The following is a 16,430-nucleotide window of genomic DNA, read 5'->3' as shown; positions in this document are numbered from 1 at the left end:
CTCTTTTTTTGACTCGGTGTAGCGGTAACTGCGATGAATCTTGAATTTTTTGTCATCTCCATGCTCAACGGCATGAGCTACGGCCTGCTGCTGTTCATGCTCAGCTCGGGCCTCACGCTGATCTTCAGCATGATGGGTGTGCTCAACTTTGCGCACACCAGCTTCTACATGCTGGGGGCCTACTTTGCCTACACGCTGTCGGGGTTGGTGGGCTTCTGGCCTGCGTTGGTGCTGGCGCCACTGGCGGTGGGTGCGCTGGGGGCACTGTTCGAGCGCTACAGCCTGCGCCGGGTGCACAAGTTCGGCCATGTGCCCGAGCTGTTGGTCACTTTCGGGCTGTCGTACCTGATTCTGGAACTGGTGCAGCTTGTCTGGGGCCGCTCGACGGTGCCTTATGGCCTGCCCGAGCAACTGCAGGGGCCGTTGTTCACGCTGTTCAACACGCAGTTTCCCAAATCGCGTTCCTTCGTCATGCTGGTGGCGCTGCTGATGTTGCTGTCTGTGTGGCTGCTGCTCACGCGCACCCGCATCGGCCTGGTGATCCAGGCGGCACTCAAGCACCCCGAGATGGTGCAGGCCCTGGGCCACAACGTGCCGCGCGTTTTCATGCTGGTGTTCGGCGGTGGCTGTGCGCTGGCCGGGCTGGCCGGCGTGATCGGCGGCAACACCTACGTGACCGAGCCTGCCATGGCGGCTTCGGTGGGTTCCATCATCTTCGTGGTGGTCGTGGTCGGCGGCATGGGGTCGCTGGCGGGGGCCTTTCTGGCCTCGCTGCTCATCGGCGTGGTGCAAACCTTTGCCGTGGCCATTGACCAGTCGCTGGCCACCGGCCTGCAGGCCTTGGGCATGACGGTGACCGAAGAAACCTTTGGCTGGCCGGTGCTCAAGCTCACCGTATCGCAGGTGGCACCGATCCTGCCCTACCTGTTCCTGGTATTGATATTGATCTTCCGCCCCAAGGGCCTGCTGGGCACGCGGGAGGACTGACGCCATGACTTCCAACACTGCAACCACCACGCCCACGGCGTACTACCGTTTCAAGCCCTGGAATGTGGGCCGCATCGTCATCTGGGGGATGTTTGCGCTGCTGCTCATCGTGGCACCGCACCTGTTCACCAGCAGCCTGGCGCTGACCATGCTCTCGCAGATCGGCTACCTCATCATCATCTGCCTGAGCTACAACATGCTGCTGGGGCAGGGCGGCATGCTGAGCTTCGGCCATGCGGTCTATACCGGCCTGGGCTCGTTCATCGCCATCCACGCCATGAACCTGGCCAGCAAGGGCAGTCTGCCCATTCCGCTGGTCCTGATTCCCTTGGTCGGCGGGCTGGCAGGCATGTTCTTTGCCATCTTGCTGGGTTACGTCACCACCAAAAAGGCCAGCACCACCTTCGCCATGATCACCCTGGGCGTGGGCGAGTTGGTGGCCGCCATGGCGCTGATGTTCCCCGAGTTCTTTGGCGGCGAGGGCGGCATCACCACCGACCGGGTGTACGGCACATCGTTCTTCGGCATTAACTTTGGTCCGGGCATCCAGGTGTACTACCTGATCGCGGTGTACTGCTTTGTATGCACGGCGGCCATGTTTGCCTTCACCGGCACGCCGCTGGGCCGCATGCTCAATGCCGTGCGCGACAACCCCGAGCGCGCCGAGTTCATTGGCTACAACACGCAAAAAGTGCGCTACCTCGCCTTCATCATCGCCGGGTTCTTTGCCGGCATTGGCGGGGGGCTGACGGCCATCAACTTCGAGATCATCACCGCCGCCGACAGCGTGAGCGTGATCCGTTCGGGCGGATATCTGCTGTTCACCTTCCTGGGTGGGGCCACGTTCTTCTTCGGCCCCATCATCGGTGCGGTGCTGCTGGTGCTGGCGTCGGTGCTGCTGTCCGAGCTGACCAAGGCCTGGCTGTTGTACCTGGGTCTGGTGTTCTTGTTCATGGTGATGTACGCCCCTGGTGGTGTGGCCAGTCTGATCATGATGAACCTGCGTGTGGCCAAGTACGGCAAGCTGGGTCGCCTGTGGCCTTCGTACCTGGGCCTGGGCGGCACCGCCCTGGTGGCCTTGCTGGGCGCGGCCTGCATGGTCGAGATGACCTACCACCTGCAACTCAACGCGGCTTTGGGGTCAGAGATGACCTTCATGGGTGCCACCATCAATGCCAAGGGGCTGACCAGCTGGTTTGGCGCCGCCTTTGTGATGCTGACCGGGCTGGGCATGTTCGAGCTGTGCCGACGCCAGTTCCGGCACCAGTGGGGGCAAATTCAGGAGCAGATCGAACATGAAATCAAGCGTGGGGAGGCGCTGTGACCATGGCGCATGACACCACTTATGCACTGGAGCTGCGCGACCTGCGCAAGTGCTTCGGCAAGACAGAAATCATCCGCGGCGCCAACCTGGCCGTGAAGGCGGGCGAGCGCGTGGCCATCATCGGCCCCAACGGTGCGGGCAAGTCCACGCTGTTCAACCTCATCAGCGGGCGCTTCGCGCCCACCAGCGGCGAGGTGCTGCTGGGCGGCCAGCGCATCGACGGCAAGAAGCCCTTCGAGATCAACCGCATGGGCCTCTCGCGCAGCTTCCAGATCACCAACATCTTCCCCAACCTCAGCGTGTTCGAGAACCTGCGCTGCGGTGTGCTCTGGAGCATGGGCTACAAGTACACGTTCCTGCGTTTTCTCTCGGGGCTGGATGACGCCAACGAGCGTGCCAAGCAGCTCATGGAAATGATCAAGCTGGAGAAGAAGCGCGACACGCTGGCGGTCAACCTCACCTACGCCGAGCAGCGCGCGCTGGAGATCGGCATCACCATCGCCGGTGGCGCCAGGGTCATCCTGCTCGACGAACCCACTGCCGGCATGAGCCGCAGCGAGACCACGCGCTTCATCCACCTCATCAAGGAGGTGACCGAAGGCCGCACACTGCTGACCGTGGAGCACGACATGGGCGTGGTGTTTGGCCTGGCTGACAAGATCGCCGTCGTGGTGTATGGCGAGGTGATTGCCTTTGACACCCCCGAGAAGGTGCGCGCCAACCAGCGCGTGCAAGAGGCCTACCTGGGCTCCGCCGTGGCCGATGCGCAGGCGGGAGGACACTGACATGCTGCATATTGAGAATCTTCACGCCTACTATGGCAAAAGCCATGTGCTGCATGGCGTTACCTTCGATGTGCAGCCGGGCGAGATCGTTGCCCTGCTGGGCCGCAACGGCTCGGGCCGCTCCACTACTGCCAAGGCCATCATGGGCCTGGTGGACTGGGAGGGCACCCTGCAATGGAAGGGCCAGAACCTCAACGGCAAAAAGGCCTACGAAATTGCCCACCTGGGCCTGGGCTACGTGCCCGAGAGCCGCGACGTGTTCCCCAACCTCACGGTGCACCAGAACCTGCTGCTGGGCCAGAAGGGCAGCGGCAAGGGCAGCCGCTGGTCGTTCGACGACATGTACGACATGTTCCCGCGCCTCAAGGAGCGTCGCAACATCGAGGCAGGAGTCATGTCGGGCGGTGAGCAGCAGATGCTCACCCTGTGCCGCACGCTCATGGGCGACCCGGACTTCATCATCATCGACGAACCCACCGAGGGCTTGGCGCCCAAGATCGTCGAGCTGGTAGGCCAGTACCTGAAAAAAATCAAGGACCGCGGCGTGTCGGTGTTGCTGATCGAGCAGAAGCTCACCATCGCCATGGACATCTCCGACCGCACCCTGGTCATGGGCCATGGCAGCATCGTGTTCCAGGGTACCCCCGATGAACTGCGCGCCAACAGCTACGTGCGCAAGGAGTGGCTGGAGGTCTGACGAGGCCGTACAACGTCAGAAATAGCGCCGCACGCTGAGCTCCCACCGCCGTGCGGCCGGCCAGAGACCAAACTGGCTCAGAGGGGCGCCATGGTTGCGCTGCCACTGCAGCGCCACATCGAACGCCTTGCCCCGGTACCGGGCTTCCAGCCAGAAGCGGCGGCTGGCGTCCACCCGGTCCAGGTGCCACAGGCTGCTGAGGTCCAGGCCGGGCATGAGCGCGTCTTTCCAGGTGGCATGGAAGAACAGCGCCCAGCGTGTGGGGGGCTCCAGGGCCTGCAAGCTCCAGGCACGGTACTGCAGGTAGGTGGGCAGCGGCTCGCCGCGCAGGGCCTGCCAGGCGCTGCGCCCTGGGGCCGTGCCGTTGTAGTGCAGTTCTGCCGTCAGCGTGAGTTTGTGGCGGGTGGTGTGTGTGGCACCGGCTGCCAGCCGGTGGCGCCAGCGCTGGGGGCCGGGCAGGTCCAGTGCCTCGTGCCACTGCGTGTGGGTCTGGCCGGCAGCCCATTCCAGATGCGCCACGGTGGCCTGATCCACCAGTCCGGAAAGGTTCAGTCCCCATTGCGCGCTGTGCCCTTGGCGCAGGTGCAGCAGTCCTTGGGCGCTGAGGGATTCGCCCCAGCGGGGAGCAAAGGCCAGCAGCGCGCGGTGCTGGTGGTTGGTGGCGCCCCAGTCCGGGTGCCAACCACTCGGGGCTGGCTTGCGCTGCTCGAGGCGAGGCGAGTAGGCGAACTGCCATGCGCCGTCGGCCCCCAGTTGCTGCACGCGCACCATGCCGCTGCCCTGGCGGTTTTCGCGCAGGCTGGCGGGATCCATGGACACTTCCGAGCGCACCGATCCATCACGGAAAAAATCGGTCGGGTTGTAGCCCAGCGCCACCCCCTGGCGCAGCCGGATGCGCCCCGCCTCCACCAGCACCTGCGTGCTCGCGGTGTAGCCCAACACGGCGTCCTTCAGGGTGTGCACGGTGTGTTCTTGCATGGGTGCAGGGCGCGAGCGCACATCCAGCCGACCCGCAGCCCGCAGTTGCCAGGGGCCGCTGGCTCTGGGCTCCAGCCGCCAGTCCAGGCTGAGGCGGGTGTCGTTCTGCGCAGCACCACCGGTCTGCGGCCAGGCGGCCCCGGCAGCAAGTTCGGCATGGGCCTGCCAGGGGCGTGCTTCGGTGGCGGCGGCCGGGGTGTCGTCGGCCAGCCGCAGTGCGTCGGATTCTGCGTCGTCTGCCAGTGCGGGCAAGCCGCAGAGCATCGGTAGAACAATGGCGATCCAGCGCATCATTCGGGCCTGAACCGGGGCAGGTAGTCGCGTTGCAGCCAGGCTTGCGGCACCTCGCGGCGTTCCCATTGTGAGTAACGCATCACCGTGACCCAACTGGGGTCCAGCCCGTCGATGATCACGGTTTCCGTGGGGCGCTCGGTGCCAAAGGCGTTTTCGTAGCGTCGGTAGTACGCCGTCTTGAGCAAGGCGCCCGTGTCGGCATAGAAGCGTGCCTTGACGGGCCGGTGGTTGCTGGCATCGACCCACATCTCGACGCGTGGATAGTGGGCGTCGGGGCCCTGGGCTTGCAGCTCGAGTTTCAGGCACTGGCGTGGCTTGCGGTCACCGTCCTGTGTGGTGTCTTCCACCGCATTGGTGGCACGGTAGTCGCGTGCGAAGTTGGTGGTGACCACATCGCCGTTGGACGCCTGGCCCAACAGGCGCTGCTGGGGTGACAGGCGAATGCTGCCCTGGCTGGCAGGGTCATAGAACCACAGGTCCTTGCCGTTGTAGAGAATGAGCTTGCCCACATCGCGTGCCGGGGCCAGGTAGCGCACCAGACTGCGGAATTGCCCGCCCACCGCGTCGGGCCGGGAGTACACGGCGAGCTGGCTGCTGTCGGTCTGCCGACCCTGGCGGTATTCGACCAGGGTATTGACCAACCCAAAGGAAAAATCCGGGTTGCGGATCGCATCACTGGCCGCCAGAACGGCCTGGGGATCGGGTCCGGCCCAGGCATGGGTGTGCCATGCGGTCAGTGCGGCCAGAGAGAAGGTAAGAAGTGAACGTCGTTGCATGGTATGCCTTGATCTGACGGGTTTCAGGCGTGGCGCAGCGCGTCCACGATGTCCATGCGCGCTGCGCGCCGTGCGGGCCACCAAGCCGAGGCCAGGGTGACCGCCAGCATGCCCACGATGCTGCCTGCCAGCAAGGGCAGGTCTTGCCACACCCGCACCAGCACCAGATAGGCATACGAATAGCCCGGCGGCGTCCAGGTCCAGCCGCTGTGGTTGATGGCCCAGGCCACCACGGCCGTGGCCAGCAGGCCCAGCACCGTGCCCGCCGCACCCAGCAGCAGGGCTTCGCACAGGAACAGGCGGCGGATGCCGCTGCAGCGCTGGCCCATGGCTCGCAGGGTGCCAATCTCCACGGTGCGCTCCACCACCGCCGTGCCCATGGTGTTTGCAATGGTGAACAGCACGATCACCGCAATCAGCAGCGCGATGAAGCCGAACATGGAGGCCATGAACTCATCGGTCTGCCCAAACATCGGGTTCAGCATGCGAAAGTCCAGCACCTCCAGGTCTTGCGCGGCAAAGTCCTGCGCCAGCAAGGCGTGCAGCCGTGCGCGGGCCGCAGGCATCTGCGCGGTGTGCTGCAGTTGCACCACGATGGACGTGACCTCGGGTGCTTGCGTGCCGTACAGCAGGCGCTGGGCTTGCGGCAGGTGCATCGCCAGGTACATGTCGTCAATCGCCTTGATGCCCAGGTTCACGGCCTTGATGGCCTGCAGGCTGGCCACATTGGGGGCACCCTTGGCGGTGGCCACCAGCATTTCGATGCGGGTGGGCGGGCGCTCGGCATCTGGGCTGCGTTCCAGGGCCGAGAGCGCGGCCACATCGTCGGGCACGGCGGGGGCTTCGGGCGCCTGCACTGCTGCAGAAGTGCGGGCGCTGGTGTAGGCATTGGTGCTGGCATTGGTGCTGGCATTGGTGCAGTGTGGCACTTGCAGCGCTGCGCACAGTTGCAGCTTGCGCGCCACGCCGGTGCCTATGACGGCGGCATGGGGCGCCGTGCCCTCCAGCGCCAGGGGCTGGGCGTAGCTGACCATGCCGTAGTCGTTCCATTGCATCAGGCGGTTGATGTCTGGTGCCACCAGCCCCTGGGCCAGCACCGAGCGCGTGTGCCCCGACTCCATGTGCCCCGCAATGCCGCCCAGTTGCAGTGTGGGTGTCACCACGCGCAGCAGGGGCGCCAGTTCGGGGTCGCCGCTGATGGCGTCGATGACGCGCTGGTAGCCCGCAATGCCGTAGGCCGTGGGGTTGTCGCCCCCATCCACAAAATAGCCGCGCCGCTGCACCTGCAGGTGGCCGCTGAATTGGACAAAGCCGGTCTCCATGCCATACAGGATGTTGGAACGGTAGCCGCCAAACAGCAGGATGGCGGTAAGCCCCACCACCATGGCCAGCAGGGTGGCCAGGGAGCGGCGGCGGTTGCGCAGCAGGTTGCGCAGGGCGAGCATCCAGAGGTTCATGCGGCCACCTCCGCGCTGGTGTCCCGGTGCTCGATGGCGTCGATGCGGCCATCGCGGATGCGCACCACGTCGTCGGCCTGGGCCAGCACCATGGGGTCGTGCGACGAGAACACAAAGCTCGCCCCGCGCTCGCGCTGCAGGCGGCGCATCAGGGCAATGATCTCGGCGCCGGTCTGGCTGTCGAGGTTGGCGGTGGGCTCGTCGGCCAGCACCAAGGCCGGTTCGGTGGCAAGGGCCCGGGCAATGGCCACGCGCTGGCGCTGCCCGCCCGACAGTTGCCCTGGGCGGTTGCCTGCGCGGTCTGCCAGGCCCACGGCGTCCAGCAGCGTGCGCACTCGCTCTTTGCGTTGGGCAGCCGGTACTGCGGCCAGCACCAGCGGGTATTCCACATTCTCAAAGGCGGTCAGTACCGGCAGCAGGTTGAAGTTCTGAAACACGAACCCGATGCGCCGTGCGCGAAAGTCCGACAGCGCATCGTCCGTCATGGCCTGCACGGCCTGGCCATCGACCTGGATTTCGCCTGCATCGGGCCGGTCGATGCAGCCCATCATGTTGAGCAGCGTGGTCTTGCCGCTGCCCGAGGGGCCGCACAGCACGGTGAAGCGGCCCGGCCGGATATCGATGCTCACTGCGCTCAGGGCGGGAACCGTCACGGTGTCCAGCCGGTATGTTTTGCCCACGTTGCGTAAACTCACTGGGTACATGAACACTCCCTTTTCAATGCATGGCGCCTATCGTAAAAACCAAGCCCATGGGGTGTATTGAATGATTGCGACACCGCCGCACACGGCACGCGCCCCCTATCACCACTTTCACAAAATCCCGCCCTGGCCCCGTGAGCCCGCCATGACCTACAGCGATGCGCGCTCCGAGCTGTGGCTGCCGCGCAGCGCCCTGGCGTCCTGCGTGCGCGGGGTGATGGCGCGCGATACGCTGTCGGTGGCGCTGGATGAACCGCAGCGCTACAACCACATGCCAGTGGCCCCTACGTGCGCGCTGCTGTGGTACCTGCGGGGCGAATGCCAGGTGCTGGAACCCGGCGCGCCGCCACTGCCCCACAGCCCGCGTGCGCCCATTGCTGCGGCCACGCTGTGCGGCCCCTTCACCCGGCCCACCACGAGTTGGAACCCCGGCCCCATGCATGCCTTCATGGTGCTGCTCATGCCCGATGCGCTGGCGCACATGACGGGCCTGGACACGGCCGCGCTGCTGGATCGCATCGTCCCGGCCGAAGAAGTCTTTGATGCCGACTGGCAGGCCCTGTTTGCCCAGGTGGCGCAGGCCGACAACGACGATCAGCGCGTGGCCCTGGTCGAAGCCTTCTTGCTGCCCCGCTGGCAGCAGTCGCGGCCCGCATCGGCGCTGCACAGCCACCGTCTCACCGACTGGTCGCGCAGCGTGGCCCTGCGCGCCGCCAGCTCGGGCCTGGGCCGCAGCCTGCGCCAGGCAGAACGCCGCATCAAGCAATGGACCGGGCAAACGCAGCGCAACCTGCACGGCCTGGGCCGCTCGGAGCGCGCCTTCTTCGAAGGCGCACAGGCGCACCAGGACGGCGCCGTGCATTGGGGCGACATCGCCCAGGCCAGCGGCTACGCCGACCAGGCCCACATGTGCCGCGAGTCCCGGCGCATCACCGGCTACGCACCGGGCGAGCTGTATCGCCTGATGCAGAGCGAGGAAAGCTTCTGGGCGTACCGGCTGTGGGCTTTTGGGGTCGGGGCCTCCTTGGAATAGGCCGTTTGCCCCTGGGCGTTTGGGCGTCGCCTGGTGGCATTTGTCCCAATAGAGACATAGACCTCTGGTCAAAGCGCGGTCTGCCCCTACAATAAAAATCGCACGACCGTTCTTTTTCCACTTTCCAAGGAACAACAGCATGACCGCTGAATACAAAGTCCACGGCAGCGTCGCCGTGATCACGCTGGCCAATCCGCCTGTCAACGGCCTGGGTCTTTCTACCCGCCAGGGCATTGTGGACGGCCTGGACAAGGCGCAGCAGGATGCCGCCGTCAAGGCCATCGTCATCACCGGCGCCGGGGGGGCGTTCTCGGGCGGGGCGGACATCAAGGAGTTCGGCACCGACAAGGCGATGCAGGAGCCCAATCTCAATTCCGTGATTGCAGCCATTGAGAATGCCAGCAAGCCCGTGGTGGCTGCCATCCACAGCGTGGCCATGGGCGGCGGCCTGGAACTGGCCCTGGGTTGCCATTACCGTGTGGCGGCACCGGGTTGCAGCATTGCGCTGCCCGAGGTCAAGCTGGGCATCCTGCCCGGTGCGGGCGGCACGCAGCGTCTGCCCCGCGTCATTGGCGTGGAAGCGGCCCTGAACATGATCGTCAGCGGCGAAGCCATCAAGAGTGAAATGCTGGCCATGCTGCCGGGCCAGAAGCTGTTCGACAAGCTAGTGGATTCGCCCGAAGCGCTGGCCGCCGAGGCCCTGGCCTTCGCGCAGAGCGTGGCCGACGTGCGCCCGCTGCCGCTGGTGCGCAACCTGCCTTGCAAGCACCCCGAGGGTGATGCGTACTTCCAGTTCGCGCGCAACATGGTCAAGGGCATGAGCAAGAACTTCCCTGCGCCCGCCAAGTGCGTGGATGCCGTGGAGGCCGCGACCAAGAAGAAGTTTGCCGATGGCATGGCCGTTGAGCGCGAGATCTTCATCAACCTGATGTGGACGGCCGAGTCGCGCTCGCTGCGCCACCTGTTCCTGGCCGAGCGCGCCGCGAGCAAGATCCCTGACGTGCCCTCCGACACCCCCAAGCGCGACATCAAGGCCGTGGCCGTGATAGGCGCCGGCACCATGGGCGGCGGCATTGCCATGAACTTCCTGAACGCCGGCATCCCCGTCAAGATGCTGGAGATGAAGCAGGAGGCGCTGGACCGTGGCATCGCCACCATCCGCAAGAATTACGAAGCCCAGGTGGCCAAGAAGAAGCTCAAGCAGGACAAGTACGAACAGCGCATGGCCTTGCTGTCCACCACGCTGGACTACGCCGATCTGAAGGACGCCGACCTCGTCATCGAGGCCGTGTTCGAGGAACTGGGCGTGAAGGAAGCGGTGTTCAAGCAGCTCGACGCCGTGATGAAGCCCGGTGCCATCCTGGCCTCCAACACCTCCACGCTGGACGTGAACAAGATCGCCCACTTCACCCAGCGTCCGCAGGACGTGGTGGGCCTGCACTTCTTCAGCCCCGCCAACGTGATGAAGCTGCTCGAAGTGGTGCGTGGCGAAGCCACAGCCAAGGACGTGATGGCCACCGTGATGGCTGTGGCCAAGAAGATCAAGAAGGTTGCCGTGGTTTCGGGCGTGTGCGATGGCTTCATCGGCAACCGCATGATCGAGCAGTACGGTCGCCAGGGCGGTTTCCTGCTGGACGAAGGCTGCACGCCCCAGCAGGTGGACAAGGCCATGGAAAAGTTCGGCATGGCCATGGGCCCGTTCCGCATGGGTGACCTGGCGGGCAACGACATCGGCTGGGCCATCCGCAAGCGCCGCTATACCGAGAAGCCCGACATGAAGTACAGCAAGACCGCCGACCTGCTGTGCGAAAAAGGCCGCTTCGGCCAGAAGGTGGGCAAGGGCTGGTACGACTACGTGCCCGGCAAGCGCGACGCCATCCCGAACGCCGAAGTGGAGCAGATGATTGCCGACCACCGCGCAGCGCTGGGCATCACCCCGCGCAAGATTTCGGACGAAGAAATCGTGCAGCGCCTGGTGTTCGCTCTGGTCAACGAGGCCGCCCACATCCTGGAAGAGGGCATTGCCAACAAGGCCAGCGACATCGACATTGTGTACATCTACGGCTACGGCTTCCCGGTGCACCGTGGCGGCCCGCTGAACTACGCCAACGAGATCGGTCTGTTCAACGTCGTGCAAGCCATGAAGCGCTTTGCACAGAACCCGCTGGACGATGCCGCGTTCTGGAAACCCGCTCCGCTGCTGGCCAAGCTGGCCGCCGAGGGCAAGACCTTCCAATAAGCGCGCAGCCACACAACCGAACAAGGAAACCACATGACTTCCGCAGTAATCGTATCGACCGCACGCACCCCCCTGACCAAGAGCTGGAAGGGTGCCTTCAACATGACCCACGGCGCCACCCTGGGTGGCCACGTGGTCCAGCACGCCATCCAGCGCGCAGGCATCGAGGCCGCCGAGGTGGACGACGTCATCATGGGCTGCGGCACCCCTGAGGGTGCCAGCGGCGCCAACATCGCCCGCCAGGCCGCGCTGCGCGCGGGCTGCCCCGTCACCGTGTCGGGCATGACCATCAACCGCTTCTGCTCGTCCGGCCTGCAGACCATCGCCACCGCCGCCCAGCGCATCATCGCCAATGAAGGCGACATCTATGTGGCCGGCGGCCTGGAAGTCATCTCCTGCACCGCGCAGGAAATGAACCAGCACATGCTGCAGGAAACCTGGCTGATGAAGAACAAGCCCGAGGTCTACTGGCCCATGCTGCAAACGGCCGAGCAGGTCGCCAAGCGCTACAACATCAGCCGCGAGGCCATGGACGAGTACGGCGCCGCCAGCCAGCAAAAGGCCACCGCTGCGCTGGAAAAGGGCCTGTTCACCGACGAAATCGCCCCCATCACCGTGACCATGGGCGTGGCCGACAAGGTCATGGGCCTGACCACCAAAGAAGTGACCGTGAGCGTGGACGAAGGCATCCGCGCCGGCACCACCTATGACGGCATCAAGGGCCTGCGCTCGGCGCTGCCGGGCGGCCTGGTGTCGGCCGGCAACGCCAGCCAACTCTCCGACGGCGCGGGCGCCGTGGTCGTGATGCACGAAGACCTGGCCGCCAAGAAGGGCCTCAAGCCCCTGGGCCGCTTCCTGGGCTTTGCCGTGGCCGGTTGCGAGCCTGACGAAATGGGCATCGGCCCCGTGTTCGCCATCCCCAAGGTGCTCAAGCGCCTGGGCCTGACGATGAACGACATCGACCTGTGGGAGCTGAACGAAGCCTTTGCCGTGCAGGTGATCTACTGCCGCGACAAGCTGGGCATTCCCGCTGACAAGCTCAACGTCAACGGCGGCGCCATCGCCGTGGGCCACCCCTTCGGCATGAGCGGCCAGCGCCTCACCGGCCACGCCCTCATCGAAGGCAAGCGCCGCGGCGCCAAGCGCGTGTGCGTGACCATGTGCATCGGCGGTGGCATGGGCGCTGCGGGCGTGTTTGAAGTGCTGTAAGCACCGATTCCCTGCCCGAGTGCATCAACAGAACGCCCCGTGCAGACCGATGGGTCTGCACGGGGCGTTTCATTGGGTGACCAGAAGGCAGATGGAGCGGATGGAGGGAATCGAACTCTCTCAGCAAGCTCTTGGGAAGCTGCCGCTCTACCCGTGCGCCCTGCGCCTGCTTACTTGAGTATGTCCCCCAAACACAAATACTTGATCTCGACATAGTCATCCATGCCATGGTGCGAACCCTCGCGCCCCAGGCCGGACTGCTTGACACCGCCAAAGGGCACATGCTCGGTGGCCAGGATGCCCACGTTGATGCCCACCATGCCGTACTCCAGCGCCTCGCTGACCCGGAAGATGCGGCCCACATCGCGGCTGTAGAAATAGCTCGCCAGCCCGAACTCGGTGTTGTTGGCCGCGTCGATGGCCTCCTGCTCGGTCCTGAACTTGAACACCGGGGCGAACGGCCCGAAGGTCTCCTCACGCGCACACAGCATGTCGGGCGTGGCATTGGCCACCACCGTGGGCTCGTAGAACTGACCCGAACCCAGGCTCGTTAGGCGCTTGCCGCCGGTCAGCACCTGGCCACCCTTGGCCACCGCATCGTCCACATGGCGCTGCACCTTCTCCAGCGCGGCTTCCTCGATCAGCGGCCCCTGGTTCACCCCCTCCTCAAAGCCATTGCCCACCTTGGCCGTCTTGACCTTGGCAGCGAACTTGGCGACGAACTGGTCGTACACCCCCTCCTGCACATAAAAGCGGTTGGAACACACACAGGTCTGACCCGCATTGCGGTACTTGCTGGCAAAAGCCCCTTCCACGGCCGAATCGATGTCGGCATCGTCAAACACAATGAAAGGCGCATTGCCACCGAGCTCCAGCGACATCTTCTTCACCGTAGGTGCCGACTGCGCCATGAGAATGCGGCCCACCTCCGTGCTGCCGGTAAAGCTGATGTGGCGCACCGTATCGCTGGCGCACAACACCTTGCCAATGGCAATGGAGTTGGCGGCATCGGCCGACAGAATATTGAGCACCCCGGCCGGAATACCCGCACGCACCGCCAACTCGGCAGCGGCCAGGGCCGTGAGCGGCGTGAGCTCGGCAGGCTTGATGACCACCGGGCAACCCGCGGCCAGGGCCGGGGCCACCTTGCGGGTGATCATGGCCAGCGGGAAGTTCCAGGGCGTGATCGCCGCGCACACGCCGATGGGCTGCTTGAGCACCAAGAGGCGCCGGTTGTTGTCGAACTGCGGCAGGGTCTCGCCATTGACGCGCTTGGCCTCTTCGGCGAACCACTCGACAAAGCTGGCGCCATAGGCCACCTCGCCCTTGGCCTCGGGCAGGGGCTTGCCCTGCTCGGCGGTCATGATGCGGCCCAGATCGTCCTGATGCTGCATGAGCAGGTCATACCACTTGCGCAGCAGGATGGAGCGCTCCTTGGCGGTCTTGGCGCGCCAGGCAGGCCAGGCGGCGTTGGCGGCGGCGATGGCGGCCTGGGCATCCTGGGGGCCGAGGTTGGCCACGTTGGCCAGCAGGGCGCCGGTGGCCGGGTCGTGCACGGCGAAGCGGCTGGGGCCTGCGATCCATTGGCCGTCAATCAGCGCATCGGTCTTGAGCAGGCTGGGGTCGTTGAGCAGCGAAAGCGGGGAGCTTGGGGTGTTCATGGCAAGGCTCGGTCGTGTCGGAAAGGTGAAAAGGGTAGCGCCAAATTCAGGGTGCGGGTGTCGCAAAGGATTACTTGCGCCGCCCGCGCAGCCATTCGAGGGTCATCATCAGCGCGGTGGTGAACAGCGTCAGCAGCGTGGCCACGGCGGCGATCACGGGCGAGATGTTTTCGCGGATGCCGGTGAACATCTGGCGCGGCAGCGTGACCTGCTCGGGCCCGGCGAGGAACAGCGTGACCACCACCTCGTCGAACGAGGCCGCAAAGGCGAACAGCGCGCCCGAGATCACGCCCGGCGCAATCACGGGCAGCGTGACCTTGAAGAAGGTGCGCACCGGCCCGGCGCCCAGGCTCAGGCTGGCCTTGACCAGGTTCTGGTTGAAGCCCTGCAGCGTGGCCAGCACCGTGGTCACCACGAAGGGCGCGCCCAGCGCGGCGTGCACCAGCACCAGGCCGAGGTAGGTTTCGGACAGGCCGATGCGCGCGAAGAACAGGTAGGTGCTGACGGCCACCACGACGATGGGCACCACCATGGGCGAGATCAGCAGGCCGCTGATGAGTCCCTTGCCCACGAAGCGCGTGCGCGCCAGCCCCATGGCCGCGAGCGTGCCCAGGGCCGTGGCCAGCAACGTGGCCAGCGGCGCGACGATGAAGCTGTTGCGCGCGGCGCGCGCCCATTCGGCCGAGGCGAACAGTTCCTGGTACCACTGCAGCGACCAGCCCGGCAGAGGGTACGACAGGAAGGAGCCACTGGAGAACGACAGCGGCACGATGACGATGATGGGCAGCAGCAGGAACAGCAGCACGCCAACGCAGAAGGCGCGCAGCGCCAGCCAGCCCAGCTTGTCGGCCAGGCGGTAGTGCGCAGGGAAGTAGGCGGTTTTCATGGTGGGTAGTCCGCGCAGGGGTTAGCCTAGGTTGAGTTCAGCCTTGCCGAACTTGCGGTACACGGCATAGAGCACCAGGGTGGTCACCAGCAGCACCGAGCCGAGCGCGGCCGCCATGCCCCAGTTGACCTCGACGTTGGTGTACTGCGCCACGTAGTAGCTCAGCATCTGGTCGGTGGGGCCGCCCAGCAGGGCAGGGGTGACGTAGTAGCCGATGGCGGTGATGAACACCAGCAGGCCGCCCGCGGCCACGCCGGGGTAGGTTTGCGGCACGTACACGCGGAAGAACGCGGCCAGCGGCGTGCTGCCCAGCGAGATGGCGGCGCGCAGGTAGTTGGGCGGGATGGACTTCATCACGCTGTACAGCGGCAGCACCAGGAAGGGCAACAGGATGTGCACCATGGCGATGACCACGCCGAGCCGGTTGAACAGCAGCGGTACGGGCGTGTCGGTGAGGCCGATGGAGATCAGGAAGCGGTTGACCAGGCCGTTGCTTTGCAGCAGCACGATCCAGGCGGCGATGCGTACCAGCACCGAGGTCCAGAACGGCACCAGCACCAGGATCATCATCAGGTTAGCGCGACGCTCGCTCAAGGTGCTGAGCCAATAGGACAGCGGGTAGCCGATGAGGATGGCCAGCAGCGTCACCGTGGCGCTCATCTCGAAGGTGCGCACCAGGATGTCGCGGAACGCGGCGGCTTCTGCGGGCACCTGGGTGATGCGCCCCTCGGACGTGCGCTGCAGGTCCACGGCGGCGAGCAGGTAGTCGGGCGTCCAGCGCGAGGCGTTCTTGGCAATCGCCTGCCAGTACGGCAGTTCACCCCAGCGGGCGTCAAGTGCCAGCATTTGCTCGCGGGTCTGGGCATCGGTCAGGCCGGTGCCCAGCGGCAGCGCGCGGTAGGTGCCCATGATGAGCGAGCGCGCGCCGCTGATTTCGCTGTTCAGGCGCCGCGCCAGGGCGCCGGCCTGCGCCGTTTCCTGCAGCGCCGAGAGGTCGCGCACCAGCGCGGCATAGGCCGCGTCGGGCGGGGCGCTCTGGCGGTCCCAACGTTGCAGCGCCGCGCCGGTGTGGCCCAGCGTATCGGCCACCTCGGGGTTCTCGATGGCGCGCACCAGCAGGCCCGCCAGCGGCACCACGAACACCACCAGCAAGAAGGCCAGCAAGGGCAGGGTGAGCGCCATGGAGCGCAGGCGGCGCCTGCGCTCGGCGGTGCGCAATTGGCGCCCCAGATCGGGGGGCGCGTCCTGGTCCTGGGGAATGGCCATGGTGGCGATGCTCATGCGGGGGCCTTCATGCGGGTGGATGTTTGGCGGTGCGTACTCCGTGTCCGAATCACGCGTGTCTAGGCGCGAAGCCGCAGGCAGTGCCGAGGCACGACAAGGCTGAGCAACAACGACACGCG

Annotated in this window: 14 protein-coding genes; 7 read left to right on the top strand and 7 right to left on the bottom strand. The window is 65.5% G+C overall.

Going from position 1 to position 16,430, the window contains the following annotated elements:
• The first annotated feature begins 33 nt into the window (after window positions 1–33).
• Genes MJ602_RS12885 through MJ602_RS12870 form a run of 4 tightly spaced genes read left to right on the top strand, consistent with a single transcriptional unit; the run spans window position 34 to window position 3,793 of the window.
• Window positions 34–987: a branched-chain amino acid ABC transporter permease gene (locus MJ602_RS12885; protein ID WP_162016180.1), complete on the top strand. Its 954-nt coding sequence runs from the start codon at window positions 34–36 to the stop codon at window positions 985–987.
• A gap of 4 nt (window positions 988–991) precedes the next feature.
• Window positions 992–2,311, top strand: coding sequence for a branched-chain amino acid ABC transporter permease (locus MJ602_RS12880; RefSeq protein ID WP_243021162.1), 1,320 nt, complete (start codon window positions 992–994; stop codon window positions 2,309–2,311).
• Between the two features lie 2 nt (window positions 2,312–2,313).
• Window positions 2,314–3,096 carry an ABC transporter ATP-binding protein gene (locus tag MJ602_RS12875; protein ID WP_162016182.1) on the top strand — a complete coding sequence of 261 codons (783 nt, stop codon included), beginning with the start codon at window positions 2,314–2,316 and terminating at the stop codon, window positions 3,094–3,096.
• Between the two features lies 1 nt (window position 3,097).
• On the top strand, window positions 3,098–3,793 hold the full coding sequence (locus tag MJ602_RS12870) for an ABC transporter ATP-binding protein (RefSeq protein WP_162016183.1): 696 nt from the start codon (window positions 3,098–3,100) through the stop codon (window positions 3,791–3,793).
• A 15-nt stretch (window positions 3,794–3,808) separates the two neighbouring features.
• Here the strand turns inward: MJ602_RS12870 and MJ602_RS12865 are convergent, their stop codons facing one another.
• The 4 genes from MJ602_RS12865 to MJ602_RS12850 are packed head-to-tail and all read right to left on the bottom strand — an operon-like array spanning window position 3,809 to window position 8,002.
• Complete coding sequence (locus MJ602_RS12865) at window positions 3,809–5,065, bottom strand: hypothetical protein (protein WP_243021161.1); 1,257 nt, start codon at window positions 5,063–5,065, stop codon at window positions 3,809–3,811.
• Window positions 5,062–5,841: an outer membrane lipoprotein-sorting protein gene (locus MJ602_RS12860; protein WP_243021160.1), complete on the bottom strand. Its 780-nt coding sequence runs from the start codon at window positions 5,839–5,841 to the stop codon at window positions 5,062–5,064. The genes MJ602_RS12865 and MJ602_RS12860 overlap by 4 nt, the downstream gene beginning before the upstream one ends.
• Window positions 5,842–5,864: 23 nt before the next feature.
• Window positions 5,865–7,298 (bottom strand): ABC transporter permease, encoded by a 1,434-nt coding sequence (locus MJ602_RS12855; protein WP_243021159.1) that lies wholly within the window; start codon window positions 7,296–7,298, stop codon window positions 5,865–5,867.
• Window positions 7,295–8,002: an ABC transporter ATP-binding protein gene (locus tag MJ602_RS12850; RefSeq protein WP_243021158.1), complete on the bottom strand. Its 708-nt coding sequence runs from the start codon at window positions 8,000–8,002 to the stop codon at window positions 7,295–7,297. Before MJ602_RS12850 ends, MJ602_RS12855 begins: the two co-directional genes overlap by 4 nt.
• A gap of 142 nt (window positions 8,003–8,144) precedes the next feature.
• On the opposite strand from MJ602_RS12850, the gene MJ602_RS12845 reads away from it, so the two are divergent.
• The 3 genes from MJ602_RS12845 to MJ602_RS12835 all read left to right on the top strand — a co-directional run bounded on the left by MJ602_RS12845 (window position 8,145) and on the right by MJ602_RS12835 (window position 12,480).
• Window positions 8,145–9,032: a helix-turn-helix domain-containing protein gene (locus MJ602_RS12845; protein ID WP_243021157.1), complete on the top strand. Its 888-nt coding sequence runs from the start codon at window positions 8,145–8,147 to the stop codon at window positions 9,030–9,032.
• A 139-nt stretch (window positions 9,033–9,171) separates the two neighbouring features.
• Entirely contained in the window at window positions 9,172–11,271 is a 2,100-nt protein-coding gene (locus MJ602_RS12840) for a 3-hydroxyacyl-CoA dehydrogenase NAD-binding domain-containing protein (protein WP_243021156.1), read from the top strand.
• Between the two features lie 33 nt (window positions 11,272–11,304).
• A complete protein-coding gene (locus MJ602_RS12835) occupies window positions 11,305–12,480 on the top strand; it encodes an acetyl-CoA C-acyltransferase (RefSeq protein WP_243021155.1) in 1,176 nt (391 codons plus the stop codon).
• Window positions 12,481–12,650: 170 nt separating this feature from the next.
• Here the strand turns inward: MJ602_RS12835 and MJ602_RS12830 are convergent, their stop codons facing one another.
• The 3 genes from MJ602_RS12830 to MJ602_RS12820 all read right to left on the bottom strand — a co-directional run bounded on the left by MJ602_RS12830 (window position 12,651) and on the right by MJ602_RS12820 (window position 16,308).
• On the bottom strand, window positions 12,651–14,141 hold the full coding sequence (locus MJ602_RS12830) for an NAD-dependent succinate-semialdehyde dehydrogenase (protein WP_243021154.1): 1,491 nt from the start codon (window positions 14,139–14,141) through the stop codon (window positions 12,651–12,653).
• A 70-nt stretch (window positions 14,142–14,211) separates the two neighbouring features.
• Window positions 14,212–15,027, bottom strand: a complete 816-nt coding sequence (locus tag MJ602_RS12825; RefSeq protein WP_243021153.1) for an ABC transporter permease — start codon at window positions 15,025–15,027, stop codon at window positions 14,212–14,214.
• 21 nt (window positions 15,028–15,048) lie between these two features.
• Complete coding sequence (locus MJ602_RS12820; RefSeq protein WP_243021152.1) at window positions 15,049–16,308, bottom strand: ABC transporter permease; 1,260 nt, start codon at window positions 16,306–16,308, stop codon at window positions 15,049–15,051.
• Window positions 16,309–16,430: the final 122 nt, after the last annotated feature.

It is taken from the genome of Simplicispira sedimenti (assembly GCF_022760965.1).
GTDB classification, from domain to species: Bacteria; Pseudomonadota; Gammaproteobacteria; order Burkholderiales; family Burkholderiaceae_C; genus Simplicispira; species Simplicispira sedimenti.
Note: the sequence above shows the minus strand (reverse complement) of the source record. Positions and strands in the feature narration are given on the sequence as shown.